At 67.0% G+C, this 15847-nt stretch carries 12 protein-coding genes; 10 read left to right on the top strand and 2 right to left on the bottom strand.

All coding sequences use genetic code 11. The features are described 5' to 3' along the window. Positions 1-7: 7 nt before the first annotated feature. The gene (locus QCE83_RS25400; protein ID WP_309817894.1) at positions 8-1066 is read left to right on the top strand and encodes an NAD(P)-dependent alcohol dehydrogenase; all 1059 of its coding nucleotides are present in this window, start codon (positions 8-10) and stop codon (positions 1064-1066) included. A 54-nt stretch (positions 1067-1120) separates the two neighbouring features. On the opposite strand, the gene QCE83_RS25395 is transcribed toward QCE83_RS25400, so the two are convergent. Further along, positions 1121-2011 carry a LysR family transcriptional regulator gene (locus tag QCE83_RS25395; protein ID WP_309817891.1) on the bottom strand — a complete coding sequence of 297 codons (891 nt, stop codon included), beginning with the start codon at positions 2009-2011 and terminating at the stop codon, positions 1121-1123. Positions 2012-2111: 100 nt separating this feature from the next. Between QCE83_RS25395 and QCE83_RS25390 the strand changes: the two genes are divergently transcribed. The 8 genes from QCE83_RS25390 (at position 2112) to QCE83_RS25355 (ending at position 13567) form a co-directional block, all read left to right on the top strand. Further along, a complete protein-coding gene (locus QCE83_RS25390) occupies positions 2112-3416 on the top strand; it encodes a citrate:proton symporter (RefSeq protein ID WP_309817888.1) in 1305 nt (434 codons plus the stop codon). 18 nt (positions 3417-3434) lie between these two features. Next, positions 3435-4790, top strand: coding sequence for an acyclic terpene utilization AtuA family protein (locus QCE83_RS25385; RefSeq protein WP_309817886.1), 1356 nt, complete (start codon positions 3435-3437; stop codon positions 4788-4790). Further along, positions 4777-5088, top strand: coding sequence for a hypothetical protein (locus tag QCE83_RS25380; RefSeq protein ID WP_309817883.1), 312 nt, complete (start codon positions 4777-4779; stop codon positions 5086-5088). The genes QCE83_RS25385 and QCE83_RS25380 overlap by 14 nt, the downstream gene beginning before the upstream one ends. Positions 5089-5764: 676 nt before the next feature. Continuing rightward, positions 5765-7237: a hypothetical protein gene (locus QCE83_RS25375; protein ID WP_309817880.1), complete on the top strand. Its 1473-nt coding sequence runs from the start codon at positions 5765-5767 to the stop codon at positions 7235-7237. A 147-nt stretch (positions 7238-7384) separates the two neighbouring features. After that, positions 7385-8029: a hypothetical protein gene (locus QCE83_RS25370; protein ID WP_309817877.1), complete on the top strand. Its 645-nt coding sequence runs from the start codon at positions 7385-7387 to the stop codon at positions 8027-8029. Then, positions 8026-10206: a glycosyl transferase family protein gene (locus QCE83_RS25365; RefSeq protein ID WP_309817875.1), complete on the top strand. Its 2181-nt coding sequence runs from the start codon at positions 8026-8028 to the stop codon at positions 10204-10206. Before QCE83_RS25370 ends, QCE83_RS25365 begins: the two co-directional genes overlap by 4 nt. Positions 10207-10226: 20 nt before the next feature. Further along, positions 10227-12638 (top strand): NfrA family protein, encoded by a 2412-nt coding sequence (locus tag QCE83_RS25360; protein ID WP_309817874.1) that lies wholly within the window; start codon positions 10227-10229, stop codon positions 12636-12638. Positions 12639-12664: 26 nt separating this feature from the next. Next, complete coding sequence (locus QCE83_RS25355; protein WP_404985551.1) at positions 12665-13567, top strand: hypothetical protein; 903 nt, start codon at positions 12665-12667, stop codon at positions 13565-13567. A 12-nt stretch (positions 13568-13579) separates the two neighbouring features. Here QCE83_RS25355 and QCE83_RS25350 read toward each other — a convergent pair whose 3' ends face one another. Continuing rightward, positions 13580-14971, bottom strand: coding sequence for a PLP-dependent aminotransferase family protein (locus tag QCE83_RS25350; protein WP_309817870.1), 1392 nt, complete (start codon positions 14969-14971; stop codon positions 13580-13582). A gap of 388 nt (positions 14972-15359) precedes the next feature. Between QCE83_RS25350 and QCE83_RS25345 the strand changes: the two genes are divergently transcribed. Continuing rightward, positions 15360-15842 (top strand): MSMEG_0572/Sll0783 family nitrogen starvation response protein, encoded by a 483-nt coding sequence (locus QCE83_RS25345; RefSeq protein WP_309817869.1) that lies wholly within the window; start codon positions 15360-15362, stop codon positions 15840-15842. Positions 15843-15847: the final 5 nt, after the last annotated feature.

Genomic DNA, 15847 nt, shown 5'->3' with positions numbered 1-15847 from the left:
GCAGACCATGTACAAAGCGTATTCCTACGCCGCCGCAGCAGCCGACAAACCGCTCGGTCCGCTCGAAATCAAGCGGCGCGAGGTCGGAGCGAACGACGTTCGTATCGACATCCTGTTCTGCGGCGTCTGCCACTCGGACCTGCACATGGCCAGGAACGAATGGGGCGCGTCGAACTATCCGATCGTGCCGGGCCACGAGATCGTCGGCCGGGTGGTCGAGGTCGGCGCGGACGTCTCGAAGTTCAAGGTGGGGCAACTCGCGGGCGTCGGCTGCATGGTCGATTCCTGCCGCGTCTGCGACGCCTGCAAGGAAGGCCTCGAACAATTTTGCGACGGTCCGGACAGCTTCATCCAGACCTACAACTCGCCCGACCGCCAGTCCGGCGGCGTGACCTTCGGCGGCTATTCGACGAGCATGGTCGTCGATGAAGCCTACGTGCTGAGCGTCCCGGAGAATCTCGAACTCGCGGCTGTTGCACCGCTGCTGTGCGCAGGCATCACGACTTACTCGCCGCTGCGTCATTGGAACGTGCAGAAAGGGCAGAAGGTCGGCATCGTCGGACTGGGCGGGCTCGGCCACATGGGCGTCAAGATCGCCGCCGCGATGGGCGCGCACGTGGTGCTGTTCACGACGTCGCCGGGCAAGATCGAGGACGCGAAGCGCCTGGGCGCGCATGAAGTCGTCATCTCGAAAGACCCGGAGCAGATGGCGGCGCATGCCAACAGCTTCGACTTCATCCTGAACACGGTGGCCGCGTCGCACGACCTGGATCCGTTCATGGTGCTGCTCAAGCGCAACGGCACCATGACGCTGGTGGGCGTGCCGGAGCATCCGCATCCGTCGCCGGCGGTGTTCAACATGATCTTCAAGCGGCGCGCGCTGGCCGGGTCGCTGATCGGCGGCATCGCGGAGACGCAGGAGATGCTCGACTTCTGCGGCAAGCACGGCATCACCTCGGACATCGAGATGATCCGCATGGACGAAATCAATCACGCCTACGAGCGCATGCTGAAGAGCGACGTGAAGTATCGCTTCGTGATCGACATGTCGACGATGCCGAGCTAAGCCACGTTGCATCGGCAGGCGCGGCGGTGATTGCCGCGCCTGCCGGATCCGCAGTCACTGCGCGATGGCCGCGCGCAGTCTCTCGACGAAGCGCTCCGTCACCGCCGGCAAGGTCCGGCCTTTCTTCCTGATGAGCGCGACCGGCCGCACGAAGGCCGGGTGATCGATGGCTTTCACGACGAGCCCCGGCTCCGCGCGCACCTCGCGCGCCGTCTCGGGCAGGATCGTCACGCCGAGGCCGCCACGCACCATCGCGACGGCGGTCATCATGTAAGTCGGCTCGCAGGCAATCTCCAGGGTGTCGCCCGTGGCGCCGAGCGCGGCATCGACGACCGTGCGCACGCTGGTGCCCGGCGCGGTCAGCACGAGCGGCTCGCGGGCGAGATCGGCCGGACCGATGCGCCGCTTCTTCGCCAGCGCATGCCCGCGCGGACACACCGCGACCAGCCGGTCGACGCCCGCGTAAAGCACCTCCAGCAACGGGTCCGCGACCTCGCCGCCCGTCAGCCCGATATCCGCTTCCTCGCTGCGCACGAGCGCGTTGACGGCGCTCGCCACCACATCGCGGATCTGGAAGGCCACGCGCGGCACTTCGCGCTTCATGCCGATGATCAGTTCCGGCAGCATGCTCGCCGCGAAGGTGGGCAGGCACGCCAGGCGGATCGTGCCGCTGCCGCCTTCGCCCAGCGCGCGAGCGTCGCGCAGCACGTTCTCCATGTCGTTCAGCGACTTGCGCAGCAGCGGCAGCAGTTCGCGCCCGGTGGGCGTCAGCGCGACGTTGCGGCTATTGCGGTCGAACAGCCGCGCGCCGACCGCCTCTTCCAGCCGGCGAATCTGCACCGTGAGCGCCGGTTGCGACAGATTGAGCCGCTGCGCCGCGCGCGTGAAACTGCCGGTGTCCGCCACCGCGACCAGCGCCCGGATGTCGCGAAGATTCAGATCCATTATGGGATGTGATGGCTGCGATCAAATCATTTCAATTGTGTTATCGCTGCATCGAACTTACGCTGAACGGCATCAAAAAACAAGATTCGGAGACACGTTCATGCTGCCGTTGCTCGGCCTGGCCACCATCGTCGTCCTGCTCGGGGCGATCCTCTCAAAACGCATGTCGCCGCTCGTCGCGCTGATCATCGTGCCGATTGCGGCGTCGCTGCTCGGCGGCTTCGGCCTGCAGACCAGCAAGTTCGTCATCGACGGCCTGAAGAGCCTCGCGCCGGTCGTCGGCATGTTCGTGTTCGCGATCCTCTATTTCGGCACCATCACCGACGCGGGCACGCTCGATCCGATCATCGACCGCATCCTGCGCGCGGTCGGCACGAAGCCGACGCGCATCGTCATGGGCACGACGCTGCTCGCGCTCCTGATCCATCTGGACGGCTCCGGCGCGGTCTGCTTCCTCGTCACCATCCCGGCGATGCTGCCGCTCTACGAACGCCTCAAGATGGACAAGCGCGTGCTGGCGGCGGCGGTCTCGATGGCGGCGGGCATCAACTTCCTGCCCTGGACCGGGCCGATGATCCGCGCGTCCGCCTCGCTGCATCTGCCCATCTCGGCGCTGTTCAATCCGCTGATTCCGGTGCAGGCCGTGGGTCTGGTGTTTGTGTTCGGCATGGCGTGGTGGCTCGGGCGGCGCGAAGAAAAGCGCCTCGGCTACTCGGGCGCGAGCGGCGCCGTGCCGCTGCCGAAGCGCGAACTGACGCCCGAGGAGCAGGCGCTGCGCCGCCCGAAGAACTTCTGGTTCAACATCGTGCTGACGGTCATCGTGCTCGGCACGATGGTCGTGATGGGCGAGAAGATCCCGCCCGCGATCATGTTCATGGTGGGCCTGTGCATCGCGCTGATGGTGAACTACCCGAACGTCGAGATGCAGCGCAAGCGCATCGACGCGCACGCCCGCGCCGCGCTGATGATGGCGGGCATCCTGCTCGCGGCGGGCGTGTTCACCGGCATCATGCAGGGCAGCGGCATGCTCAAGGCGATGGCGCAGGCGGCGGTAGGCTTCGTGCCGCCCGCGATGGCGGGGCACATTCCCGTTGTGCTCGGCGTGCTGTCGATGCCGCTCTCCATGTTGTTCGATCCCGACTCGTTCTATTTCGGCGTGCTGCCGGTGATCGCCGAAGTGGCGTCGCAACTCGGCGTCGCGCCGGTGCACGTCGGCCAGGCGGCGCTGCTCGGACAGATGACGACCGGCTTTCCCGTGAGCCCGCTCACGCCCGCGACTTTCCTCGTTGTCGGCCTGTGCGGCATCGATCTCGCGGACCATCAGAAATTCACCTTCCCGCTGCTGTTCGGCGCGTCGCTCGTCATGACGCTCGCGTGCGTGCTGCTGGGCGTGTTTCCGCTTTAATCCGGACTGGACGAAGTCATGAAGGACATCATCAGAATTGGCGCAGGGGCGGGCTATTCGGGCGACCGCATCGAGCCGGCCGTCGAACTCGCGGAACACGGCGCGCTCGACTATCTCGTGTTCGAATGTCTCGCCGAGCGCACCATCGCGCTGGCGCAACAGTCGCGCCGCCACGATCCGGCGTCCGGCTACGACCCCTTGCTCGAAGCGCGCATGCGCGCCGTGCTGCCCGTCGCGGCGAAGAACGGCGTGCGCATCATCTCGAACATGGGTGCGGCCAACCCGCGCGCGGCGGCACGCCGGACGGCGGAGATCGCGCGCCAACTGGGCCTGTCGCTGAAGATCGCGGCAGTGACCGGCGACGATGTGCTGGATGTCGTGCTGAGCACGCCGCTGCGCTTCGAGGAATCGGGCGACGAGGTCGGCGCTTATGCCGGGCGCATCGTCTCGGCGAATGCGTATCTCGGCGCGGCGCCCATCGTCGATGCCCTGGCTGCGGGCGCGGACATCGTGCTGACCGGGCGGGTGGCGGACCCGTCGCTGTTTGCCGCGCCGCTGATCCACGCATTCGGCTGGCGCATGGACGACTGGAACGCGCTCGGACAGGCGACGGTCGTGGGTCATCTGCTCGAATGCGCGGGCCAGGTGACAGGCGGCTATTTCGCCGATCCCGGTTGCAAGGACGTGAACGGACTGGCCCGGCTGGGCTTTCCGATTGGCGAAGTGAGCGCGGACGGATCGGTGGTCGTGACCAAGGTGCCGCACGCGGGCGGCTGCGTCACGGAAGCGACCTGCAAAGAACAGTTGCTCTACGAAATCCACGATCCGGCGCGTTATCTCCAGCCGGACGTCGTCGCCGATTTCACCCAGGTCTGCGTCGCGCAGGAAGCGCCGGACCGTGTGCGCGTGACGGGCGGGCGCGGTCATCAACGCACCGGGACGCTCAAGGTGTCGGTGGCGTATGAGGACGGCTTCATCGGCGAAGGGCAGATTTCCTATGGCGGCCCGGGCGCGCTGGCACGCGCGCGGCTGGCGCTCGATATCGTGCGGGAACGGCTCGCGCTCACGGGCGTTGAGACATCCGAACTGCGCTTCGACCTGATCGGCGTGAACGCGCTGTATGGCGAGACGTTGGCCTCCGGTCACGCGGAACCGGTCGAAGTCCGCGTGCGCGTGGCGGGACGCGCGGCGAATGCGCGCGAAGCGGCGCGCATCGGCAACGAAGTCGAGACGCTCTATACCAATGGTCCCGCAGGCGGCGGCGGCGTGACGAAGGCGACGCGCGAAGTCATCGCCGTGCAGTCGGTGCTGTTGCCGTGCGAGCGCGTGAAGCCGGCTTTCGAATTCGTGGAGACAAGCGATGAAACTGCGTGAACTGGCCCATGGCCGAACCGGCGACAAGGGCAACACGCTCAATGTCTCGGTGATCTGCTACGACCCGAAACACTACGCGCACCTGCGCGAGCAAGTGACGCCGGAACGCGTCAAGGCGCATCTCGCGGATGTCGTGAAGGGCGCAGTCGTGCGCCATGAACTGCCGAATCTCCATGCGTTCAACTTTGTGCTGAGCCAGGCGCTCGGCGGCGGCGTCACGCGTTCCCTCGCACTCGATGCGCACGGCAAGTCGGTGAGCGCGGCGCTGCTCGACATCGAAATCGATGCGCCTGTGTGACGGTCGGATGAATGTTGAATACGCATGCAATTTGCATCTTCATATCGTGGGACTAACTAACCTTCCCGGCCAAAATCAGTAAAAAGCTCTGTCTGAAGATAGACAAAAAATAGCCAGTCCACGCTCTGAAGCTCTCGTTAGACTTTTTTACATTTTTGTTGTCTGGCTGTCTTTAAACGTCTGAATACAATCCGTTTTGTCAAAAGATTGTGTCGTCGTCTGGACAATGAAAACGAAGCCAACAACGCAATTTTCCGGCTTCGGGTTAGCGCCCGATGCTGTCGAGGCAAGGTCGCGCACGAGGGCGCGGAACGAGCAGTCGGCAATTCGTTCCGTGGCATGCGTGGCCAGCCGTCATCGCCCGAAATCAATGCGGGCGTCCATCTCGTTGACACGCAAAGCCGTGGCGGATTGTCCGTGCGCGCGACTGCGGCTGGCCTTCCCGGAACAACGGGAGCGCCGCACCCTCACGTATTGATCGAAGCGCTTCGCGGCGTTCCGCGACGCTTCTGTCGAGCAACACCCAGCACTGAGTCATTCGCCAGAATTCGGGTCTCACGCTATCGCGGCGTTCGCGATGTCAATGCACGTTCGACGGCAACCGGTATCGACCGGGCGCCGGTGACGCATTGACATCGCCACTGCGCCGCATCGCGTCAAATACGAGTCAAGTAACTTGATCTACGACAACTTCAAGCGGCAGCAACGAGGCGCCTTACGCATCCTCAGGACCTTCATCGCCGCGTGCGCATTGTTTGCGAGCATCGTGCCGCGCATGGCGTCCGCCGCGACGCCGGCGGACCCGAGCCTCGCGGACGCTTTCTCTCACCTCGCCGCCGATGTGCAGGAAACGCGCACCGTCACGCTCCGGCAACTCGGCCTGCTTGAAAGCGTCGCGCTCAATGCGCCCGATACGCGCCGCGAATTCTTCCTGCCCGTGCCCGCCGGCGTGCCGCTCAAGGACGCCGCCCTGCAGTTCGACGGCGGCTATGTCCGCGGCGACGGCGGCCGCGTGACCATGCTGCTCTCGCTCGACGGCTCGCCGGTGCTGGCGCGCGCCTTCACGCAGGACGCGGGTGGCGTCTCGCTCAATCTGGGCGTAGACGGCGCACCGCGCAACGCGGGCTTCGTGCGGCTCGGACTGGGCTTTGCGTCGGTGATCAATCAGAACGACTGCACGGATCAGACGGCCATCGGCAATGTCTTGCGCGTGGATCCGGGCACGCGCCTCACCTTCCGCTTCGATCCCGCCGACGTGCAGGACCTGCGCACCGCATGGAGCGCGTTGCCGTATGCGCCGGTGCTGGCCGTGTCCGGCCGCAAGCTGTCAAGCAGCGCCTACGACACCGCGTGGCGCACCGACGCGCTCTTGCAGCGCGACGGCAAGCGGCCCGTGATGCAGGCGCTGCCGGCGCCGGGCGATACGGTGGATCTGGGCGAGCTCGACGTTCCCGCGCCGCTGCGCGCGATCCCCGCATTCGCCGCGCTGGCCGGCGGCGGCAAGCATGTGCTCGCGAATCAGGCGGAACTGGGCGCGCTGGTGGCGCTGGGTCCGCGGGCGGCGTTCGGCCCCGACGTGGTGGTCGCCGATGAACCCCTGCGCCGCACGCTCGGCGCGGCGCTCGATGCGTTGCGGCTGCAAGTGACCGGCACATCCGCCGATGCGCTCGCCGCCTTCGATACCTGGCGCAAGCGCACGGCCTCGCAACTGACGGCGCCGCTCGCGCCGGGCGAGGTGCGCATCGCGCACGTGGGCGGACGGGCGCTGATCGTGGTGGGCGACACGCGCGGCATCGGCGCGCTGGCGCATGGCTGGCGGCCCATCGACGTATCGGACCGGGTGATCGTGCATCGCATCGACGTGGAGCAGCAGGCGCGCGGCGACGACATTCCGTTGTCGGATCTCGGCGGCGATCCGCGCAGCATCGACGTGCAGACCGACGCTTCGTGGGTCGCGCGCTTCGACCTCGCCGCGGCCTCGGGCAACGGACGCCTGCCGGCGCAGGTGGTGCTGGATCTGGCGGCGTCGCCGACGCTCTCCAACGGCGGCGCAACCGCCACCGTCTACTTCAACGACGTGATGATCGGCGCGCGCCTTATCAATGTCGATGGCGCGCGCCAGCGGCTGGTGGCGTCGATCCAGCGCTAAGCGCTCGCGCGCACCAACGAGTAGCGCGAGTCGTTCCGACGTCATCCGGATGCCGGTAGACAGGCGCGTCAGGCGTATCCGGTCGCGGTCCTGCCGACGAGCCATCTGCGGCTCGCAAAGGCCACGCCCGAGGACAGCTTTGCGGGCATGGCGGCGCGCTATGCGTCGTCGGCGACGGTGTATGTGCCGCGCGCCTATCTCGACGACGCGCTCGCCAGCGTGCCGCGTCTGGCCGTGCTGACGGGCGCAGCGGGCATTGCTCCGGCTACCGCGAAGTTCGCGGTGGCGTCCGCGCAGGCGCAGGCGCAGGCATCCACGCAGCCGGACGGCCCGTTCCTCGCCGCGGACGTGAGTTTCGACGGCGAGAAGAACCCGGCGTTGTATTCGGCCCAGCGTCTGTCGCTGAGTTCGCCCTCGGGCGACACGCTGCTCGACATGTCGGGTCTGTCGCGCGTCGGGGTGGTGAGCGTGGCGAGCGCGGGCGGGCAGAGCGGCATCGTCTATCGCTCGGCGGGCGCGGCGCCCGTGCTCACCGACAAGCTCCAGCTGTCGCGCGGGAATATCGCGGTGGTGGACGGCAGCGGCGTGCTCAAGCAGTTCAACACCGTCAATCCCGACGAACTCTCCGACGAACCCGCGAGCAGCACCGACTGGGTCACGCATCACTGGGCGCGCTGGGGCATTCCGGCCGTGCTGGTGGTGCTGCTGCTCGCGCTGATCGTGCTGGCGGGACGGGCGCGGCGCAGACACCAGGACGAACAGCGCCGTGCGCAGGACGAGGACCGCGCGTGATGCTGGAGACGCTCAGGTGGTACGGCGGCATCCTGCTCGCCGATTACTACCAGGGACTGGAGTACATGGCCGCGACGGTTGCGGCCATCATCCTGCTGTCGAGCGTGGATGATCTCTTCATCGACGTCTGGTTCTGGACGCGCAAGCTCTACAGGCGCGTGACGGTCGAGCGCCGTTACGCGCCGCTCACCGTCGAGCAGCTCTATGCGCGCGACGAACAGCCCATCGCGATCATGGTGCCCGCGTGGCACGAGCAAGACGTGATCGCCGCGATGATCGAGGATCTGGTGCGCGTGCTGGATTACCGCGCGTACACCGTGTTCGTGGGCACTTATCAGAACGATGCCGCGACGATCGCCGAAGTGGAGCGCATGCGGCATCGCTACAAGCATCTGCACCGCGTGGAAGTGCCGCACGACGGCCCGACCTGCAAGGCCGACTGCCTCAACTGGCTCGTGCAGGCCATCATGCATTACGAGTTCGAGGCGGGCATCGAGTTCGCGGGCATCGTCATGCATGACAGCGAAGACGTGCTGCATCCCGTCGAGCTAAAGTTCTTCAACTATCTCCTGCCGCGCAAGGACATGATCCAGCTGCCGGTGGCGTCGCTGGAACGACACTGGTTCGAACTCGTCGCGGGCACCTACATGGACGAGTTCGCCGAATGGCACGCGAAGGATCTCGTCGTGCGCGAAAGCCTGGCGGGCGCGGTGCCCTCGGCGGGCGTCGGGACGTGCTTCTCGAGGCGCGCCATGCGCGCGCTGGTCGAGCAGACGGAACAGCAGCCGTTCAATACCGAAAGCCTGACCGAGGACTACGACATCGGCGCGCGCATTCTCAAGCTCGGCATGCAGTCCATCTTTCCGCTGTTTCCGGTCGAATTCACGACGCGCCGCAAGGGCTGGTTCGGGCTCGGGCCCGAGCGCGAGATCCGCATGACCATGCCGCTGTGCGTGCGCGAGTTTTTCCCCGATACCTTCCGCACCGCCTACCGGCAGCGCGCGCGCTGGACGCTCGGCATCGGCCTGCAAGGCTGGGCGCTGACGGGCTGGAGCGGCTCGCTGGCGAATCGCTATCTGCTGTTGCGCGATCGCAAGGGCGTCGTGACGGCGTTCGTCGGCATGCTCGCGTATCTGCTCGCGGGGCAGTTCATGCTGTTCGCCGCGGCGTCGTACTTTCGCATTGCGACGCGCTTCTTTCCGTCGCCGTTCATCGACTCGGGATGGCTCCAGGCGTTGCTGATCGCGAATTCGATTGCGCTCATGCTGCGCGTCACGCAACGCATCATCTTCACGACGCGCCTGTATGGCTGGGAGCACGGCGTGCTCGCGGTGCCGCGCATGGTGATCGGCAATGTCATCAACTTCATGGCGGTGTCGCGCGCGTGGCGGCTGTTCATCGTGCATGCGTTGACGGGGCGCAGGCTCGCGTGGGACAAGACGATGCACGACTTCCCGAGCAACGAAGGGCTGCGCGATACGCGTCAGGAACTGGGCGAACTGCTCGTGTCGTGGCAGGCGATCGATCCCGAGCGGCTCGAAGAGGCGCGCCGCACCGAGCATGCGCGCGAGGCGCCGATCGGACGTGTGCTCATCACGCGCGGCTGGCTCGACGAAGAGACGCTCGCGGAAGCGATCGCGTTCCAGGCGGACTTGCCGCGCGGCCGCTTCGACCCGCTGCGCATGGATATCACCCAGGTGGCGACGTCGGACACACTCGTGCGGCTGCGGGCGCTGCCGCAAGGGTTCGATACGAACGGGCACGCGCTGTTCGTCTGCGCGGGCCTGCTCGACGATGCCGCGCTCGCCGAACTGAGTGCGGCGGCGGGACGCGCGGTGAGCTTGCAGGTGGTGCGCGAAAGCGAGATCACGGCGGGTCTGCGGATGTTGCGCGCGGTCGGGCGGCTGGTTCATCCGGACGCGCTCGATGACGAGCGTTTGCCCGAACCCGGCGATGAACCCGTGGCGGACGGCGTGCCGCTGCTCGGCGATCTCATGATCGAGATGGGGCTCGTCACGCGCGGCGCGTTCGAAACGGCGTTGCAACAGTATCGGCCGGAGCGGCATGGGCGGATCGGCGACTATCTGGTGGCGGAAGGCGTGATCACGCACGAAGCGCTGACCGCCGCGATCGGCGAACAGCGCCGCCGCCATCGCACGCGGACCGCCAAGCCGTGACGGCGCGCTTGACTCGCCGATTGAGCATCGCCGCATGGGCCGCCGCGACGCTGTGCGCGCCGGGTGCCTCCCGAGCCGATGCGAACCTGCCGCTGCCGCTGAGCGGCGCGTCGTATCGCGTGGCGCGCGAGGCCTTCGCGGCCTACGACGAACACCGATACGCCGATGCCGTCGCCGGCGCGCGCGAGGCGATCCGCCAGCGGCCCGACGTGCCCGAACTGCGTCTGCTGCTGGCGAATGCGCTGGCGGCGCGTGGGCGTCTGAAGGAAGCGCGACACGTGCTGGATGACGCCGTCGCACAGTTGGGGCCGACGCCTGCGTTGACGGCGCGGCGGCGACAGATCGGGATTCTTATTGCATCGGGCGGCATGAGCGGCGTGCCGGGCGATCTGCCGGCGCCGGCGCTCAAGGCGGCGCAGGCTGCATATCGGGCGTATGGACGGAAGGACTACGCGGTCGCGGCAAGCGCGAGCCGCGAGGCGGTGCGGCTTGCGCCACAGGTGGAGCGCTTGCGCGTCCTGCTGATCGACTCCCTCGCCGCCAATGGCGACGATGCCGCCGCGTGGACCGCCGCCGTCGATGCCACGGCGCGCTTCGGCGACAGCGACGGTTTGCGTACGCGGCGTCGCTTCATCGGCGACCGGCTTGCGCCGGCCGAGTCGCGGGCGGCGTATGCGGCGCGCGAGAAGGGCGATCTCGATGAAGCGCAGCGGCGCGCGCAGCAGGCGCTGGACTATGCGCCGTGGCGCGCGGATTACCGCATGCAGCTGATCGAGACGATGTTCGCGCGCGATGATCTGGCGGGCGTGGAAGGGATAACCGGCGATGCCGTCGCCCGGAATCCCGACGATGCGCTCGCGTGGGCGCTGCGCGGCTATGCGCGTGCGGCGCGCGGCGCGGATGCGGACTTCGCGCGGGTGCTGTCAACGCCGGTGTCGGTTGCATCGGATGATGAACGGCAGGAGCGCGATGCCCGCGTTGCGCGGACGATTGTCGCAGACGTGCGACTGGCCCAGGGCGATGCGCAAGGCGCGCTCGATGCGCTGCCTCCACCACGCTCGAAGACCGCAGACGACACCGATGCCGCCATCGCCTTGCGCCGCCATCGTGCGCAGGCGCTGGCGCGACGTGGCGTGACGCAGGCCGCGCAAGTCGATCCGCTGGCGCGTCCGACGTTCGAATGCCACGCCGATGAATTCGGCGCATCGTGCGATGTCTACGCACACGATCCGGCGCTGGCCGCGACCCGCGCGGCGCGTCTGGCGGAGCAGCGCGGCGAGCGCGGCGCGGCGGCGGACCACTGGCGCACGGCGATTGCCGCCGTGCCGGACGATCCGCAGCCGCGTATCGCGCTGATCGACGACCTCGTGGCGGAGGGCCGTACGCGCGAGGCGGCGGAGGCGGCGCGCGGTGTCATCGACGCGCAGCTGCTCGACGCGCTGACCGACGTGCAGGCGGCGTTCGTCGCGCAGCGCGCCGGGGACAATGCGCTCGCGCTGCATTACTTCGCGCGTGCGGACCGCGACGGCAAGTTGCCTGCGTCCGCGCAAGCCGATGCGGGTTACGCAGCGCTCGGGATGCATCGTGCAGGCGAGGGCGCGCGCTATCTGGAGCATGCCATCGACCGCAGCGCGGACGGTCCCGCCGACGAGGCGCTCTCCGCGCAGGCGCTGAACGATGCCCGCGCGGCGCACGCCGAAGCCACGCGCGACTGGGGCTTCAGCGCGGCGGTGAACTATCGCGGCAGCGGCGCGCAACAGGGCGTGGCGTTCTCGCCGGTGCCGGGCGTGTCGAACAACTGGCAGGCGGGCGTGGAAGCGTACTGGCGTCCGTTCGGCAGCCTCGGCGACCGCATGTTCGAAGTCTATGCGCGCAGCTACGAGAACTTTGGCGTGAAGGGCGGCGGGCCGTCGGGAGCCTCGACCTTGCAGGCGGCGTTCGGCGCGCGGGTGAAGCCGTTTGCGTCGGCGAATGCGATTTTCGCCATCGAGAAGATCGTGCCGCTCGGCTCGGACGTGCGCTCGGACTGGCTGGCGCGCGCCGCCTACTCGAACGGTTTCGGCGACGCACGCCGGCTCGACGTGCCGAGCTGGTGGACCGGCACCGTGTACGGCGAAGCGGGGCATTACATCGCGAATCATTCGAGCTACGCGACGGCCAATGCGCGTCTTGGCCGCAGCTATCGCGTGGATGCGCTCAGTCCGCGCCTGACCGTGTTTCCGCATGCGGTGGTCGGCATGGACTACGACTCGGCGATCGATCACAGCGTGCCGGTGGGCGTCGGCGCGGGCGTGTCGGCGCGTTATGCGTTCCGCGGCGGCAGATATGACGCGCCGCGTTCGTTCGTCGATGTATCGGTGCAATACCGCTTCAGGGTCGCAGGCGACGACCGCGCGAAAGGCGTGTTCTTCGGTGCGGTATTCTCGTACTGACGCCACTGTCTCTCGCTTTCCGCGCCATGTTCCCGTTTCTGCATTTTCATCCGCTGACGGCCGCGCGCTGCGCTGTGCTGGCGGTCGCGTGCTGCGCTTTTTCCGTTGCTTGCGCCGATACCGCGCCGGCACGGCTGGTGCACGGCATGGTCTGGCAACCCGACAACGCCCATGCGGACCCGCACGGCGACTGGGACAAGCTGGGCGCGCACGAACTCATCGTGCAGTGGACGGCGGTGGACGGTCTCTCGTTCCTGCCGGGCACGGGCCTGCGGGCGGCGGCGCGGATGCCGGACTGGGAGCGCATCGGGCAGGAGCCGTGGGGGCGCGACGTCATCATCGGGCTGGCAGGCCGCTTCGACGAAGCCGCGGCGCGCGCGAACACGGCGCAGCTGTTCAACGAATCGATGCAACTCGTGGACGCGCGTCCGCCGGTGCATGTCACGGGTTACTACTTTCCTGTCGAGATCGATCCGACCTGGCAGAACGCGGGTGCGCTGCGTGCGATGCTGGATGCGCTGCCGCGGCCGTTGTGGATCAGCGTCTACGATCGCGCGAACGTGGGCGGAACGGCGCTGGCCGCATGGCTCGACGAATGGCTGCCGCGCGATGTCGGCGTGTTGCTGCAGGACGGCTGCGGCGTGTATGCGCGCGAGCCGCACGTGGCGCGGGAGTATGCGGATCAGCTGGCGGCGAAGCTGGGGCGGGGGCGCGTCAGGATCATCGCGGAGGCGTTCCGGCCGCAGGTGGGAGGGGGCTTTCGGGCGGCGACGGTGGCGGAGTTGAAACCGCAGATCGATGCGTATCGGGGTTATCGCGTCTATCTGTTCGACGGTCCGCATTATGTGTCGAATACGCTCGTGCAGCAGTTGCTGGATGCTTACGGACACGGACACCCTAGCGTCGCTTCTCCGCCGTCTCGTGAGTAACCCCGCCCCGCATCACAACATCGGCACATGCAAGTGATGCGGATCACCCAGCATATCCGCCACACGCCGCAGCGCTTCCCTGCAATCCTCCCGATCCTGCGGCCCGCCCAGACAAAGACGCAACGCATTCGGCGGATTGCCATCCGTCGAAAACGCCGCGCCCGCCACCGCGCCGATTCCCTGATTGCGCAACTGCAAAGCCAGTTCCGGCGCGCTCCAGTCGCATACCGATGGCACCGGCAGCCAGAGATGAAAGCCGTGCGGGTTGGCATCGAAGGCGAATTCGTGCAGTTCCGCTGAGGCAATCGCCTGCCGTGCGGCCGCTTCTTCGCGGATTGCATCCAGCACGTCGGCGGCGGTGCCGTCATTGACCCATTGCGTCGCGAGCAGCACGGTGAACGGACTCGGCATTACCGAGGTCGCGCGCAAGGCTCCGGCAATCCGCTGCGTCTGGCGCGGCGTCGGCGCGCTCAGGTAAGCCACGCGCAATCCCGCGCCCAGCGTCTTCGACAAGCCGGTCACGTGATAGGTCAGCTCGGGCGCGAGTTCGGCCAGTGTCGGCGGCGCATCGGGCGGCAACATGCCGTAGGGCTCGTCCTCGATGATCGGCACGTTGTAGCGCAGCGCCACGTCGGCGAGGGCTTCACGCCGACGACGCGTCAACGTCAGCGTGCTCGGATTCTGCAAGGTCGGATTGCAGTAGAAGCCGCCCGGTTGCTCTGTCCTGCACAGCGCCTCGAACGCATGCGGCAGCGGCCCTTCGTCGTCGCGCGGCAGCGCCTGAAGGCGCACGCCGAGTTGCGAGGCAATCGCCTTGATGCCCGGATAGGCCAGCGAGTCCAGACAGATCATCTCGCCCGGCCGCGCCAGTTGCGACACCAGCGCCACCAGCGCCCCGTGGATGCCCGGGCACACGAGCACGGTTTCGGCTTCGCAGGAGGGCACGCGCGGACGCAGCCAGTCGCGTCCCGCCGCACGATCCACCGGCAAGCCGCCGAAATCCTGATAGCGCAGCAGCTGGAACGGATCGGCGCGTTCCATCAGGCGCGCCGCCGAAGCCCGCAGCCGTGCCGCCATCGCGGGCGGCTCCGGCGGCATGTTCATCGACATCTCGACGCTCCCGCCACCCGCCAGCGGCAACGTCTGCGTCCTGCCGCGCACGAAGGTGCCGCTGCCCGCGCGGGCGTCGAGCAGGCCGCGCTTGCGTGCTTCCGCATAGGCGCGCGCGACGGTCGTGTAGTTGAGACTCAGCAGGCCGGCGAGATCGCGCAGGCCGGGCAGCCGGTCGCGTGGCCGCAGACGGCCGCTCGCGAGATCTTCCTCGATCAGATCAGGGATCGTCAGGTAAGCAGGCTTCCTGCTTTCTTCGAGTTTCCTGATCCAGTGATGTGCCGGCTGATTCATGTCCGCGGTGATCCTCGCCACAGGTTCGCTCGATCCTGGCATGTCAAAACAATCGAAGGGAAAAAGATCGCATCGGCAGACTGGACTTGATTGCATTGATCGCATCGATGCACGTCTTCGGTGTACGACGCACCATGCTCACGCCCGTCTGCGCTGAAATCGTGCGAAGCGCAACCACGCACCGTCTCCCGCTTGCGTCGCGAAAGCCCTTCCAGCAAGGCTCCGGCAAAAATTTTTCGGTTCCGTCGAGCAAGTTCGTTTTGCTTGATTGCAAAGTGATTGCATTTCGCGGGCCAATCATTGGCATACCCGTTGCGTTTGAGGACCCGTCGACGCGCTGCATGGACGAGCGCACCGGCCTCGAACCTCACACTCATCGGAGAATGTCATGCCCGCAGTCAATCAACCGCTTCACAAGAACGGCGATTATCTGGTCGACTACGAAGAGAAAGTCTTCGAGGACGTGAAGGCCGAGCCCGGTGAGAAAGCGCTCGTCACGTTTCATACGGTCGCGTTCGAAGGGTCGATCGGCTTCGTGAACCTGTTGCAGGCCACGCGTTTGCAACGCAAGGGCTTCGATACCTCCGTGCTGCTGTACGGCCCCGGCGTCACGCTCGGCCTGCAACGCGGCTTTCCGACGCTCGGCGACGAAGCCTTCCCCGGTCACCTCAACTTCAACAAGCAACTGCAGAAGTTCATGGCCGAAGGCGGCAAGGTCTACGCCTGCCGCTTCGCGTTGCAGGCGCTGTATGGACACGGCGAGGCGTCGCTCATCGAAGGCATCCGGCCGATCAATCCGCTCGACGTGCTGGATATCCAGCTGCTCCATCGCAAGGAAAACGCGCTGATCATCCACACCTGGACCGTGTGACGATC

Origin of the sequence: Caballeronia sp. LZ034LL (assembly GCF_031451215.1) — a bacterium.
Classification (GTDB): Bacteria; Pseudomonadota; Gammaproteobacteria; order Burkholderiales; family Burkholderiaceae; genus Caballeronia.
Note: the sequence above shows the minus strand (reverse complement) of the source record. Positions and strands in the feature narration are given on the sequence as shown.

What these genes read in the sequence shown, in the direction of transcription:
- QCE83_RS25390 (WP_309817888.1), top strand. Translation starts at nt 2,112, where the DNA reads ATGCTGCCGTTGCTCGGCCTGGCCACCATCGTCGTCCTGCTCGGGGCG.
- QCE83_RS25385 (WP_309817886.1), top strand. Translation starts at nt 3,435, where the DNA reads ATGAAGGACATCATCAGAATTGGCGCAGGGGCGGGCTATTCGGGCGAC.
- QCE83_RS25345 (WP_309817869.1), top strand. Translation starts at nt 15,360, where the DNA reads ATGCCCGCAGTCAATCAACCGCTTCACAAGAACGGCGATTATCTGGTC.
- QCE83_RS25350 (WP_309817870.1), bottom strand. Translation starts at nt 14,971, where the DNA reads ATGAATCAGCCGGCACATCACTGGATCAGGAAACTCGAAGAAAGCAGG.
- QCE83_RS25355 (WP_404985551.1), top strand. Translation starts at nt 12,665, where the DNA reads ATGTTCCCGTTTCTGCATTTTCATCCGCTGACGGCCGCGCGCTGCGCT.
- QCE83_RS25370 (WP_309817877.1), top strand. Translation starts at nt 7,385, where the DNA reads ATGGCGGCGCGCTATGCGTCGTCGGCGACGGTGTATGTGCCGCGCGCC.
- QCE83_RS25395 (WP_309817891.1), bottom strand. Translation starts at nt 2,011, where the DNA reads ATGGATCTGAATCTTCGCGACATCCGGGCGCTGGTCGCGGTGGCGGAC.
- QCE83_RS25400 (WP_309817894.1), top strand. Translation starts at nt 8, where the DNA reads ATGTACAAAGCGTATTCCTACGCCGCCGCAGCAGCCGACAAACCGCTC.
- QCE83_RS25380 (WP_309817883.1), top strand. Translation starts at nt 4,777, where the DNA reads ATGAAACTGCGTGAACTGGCCCATGGCCGAACCGGCGACAAGGGCAAC.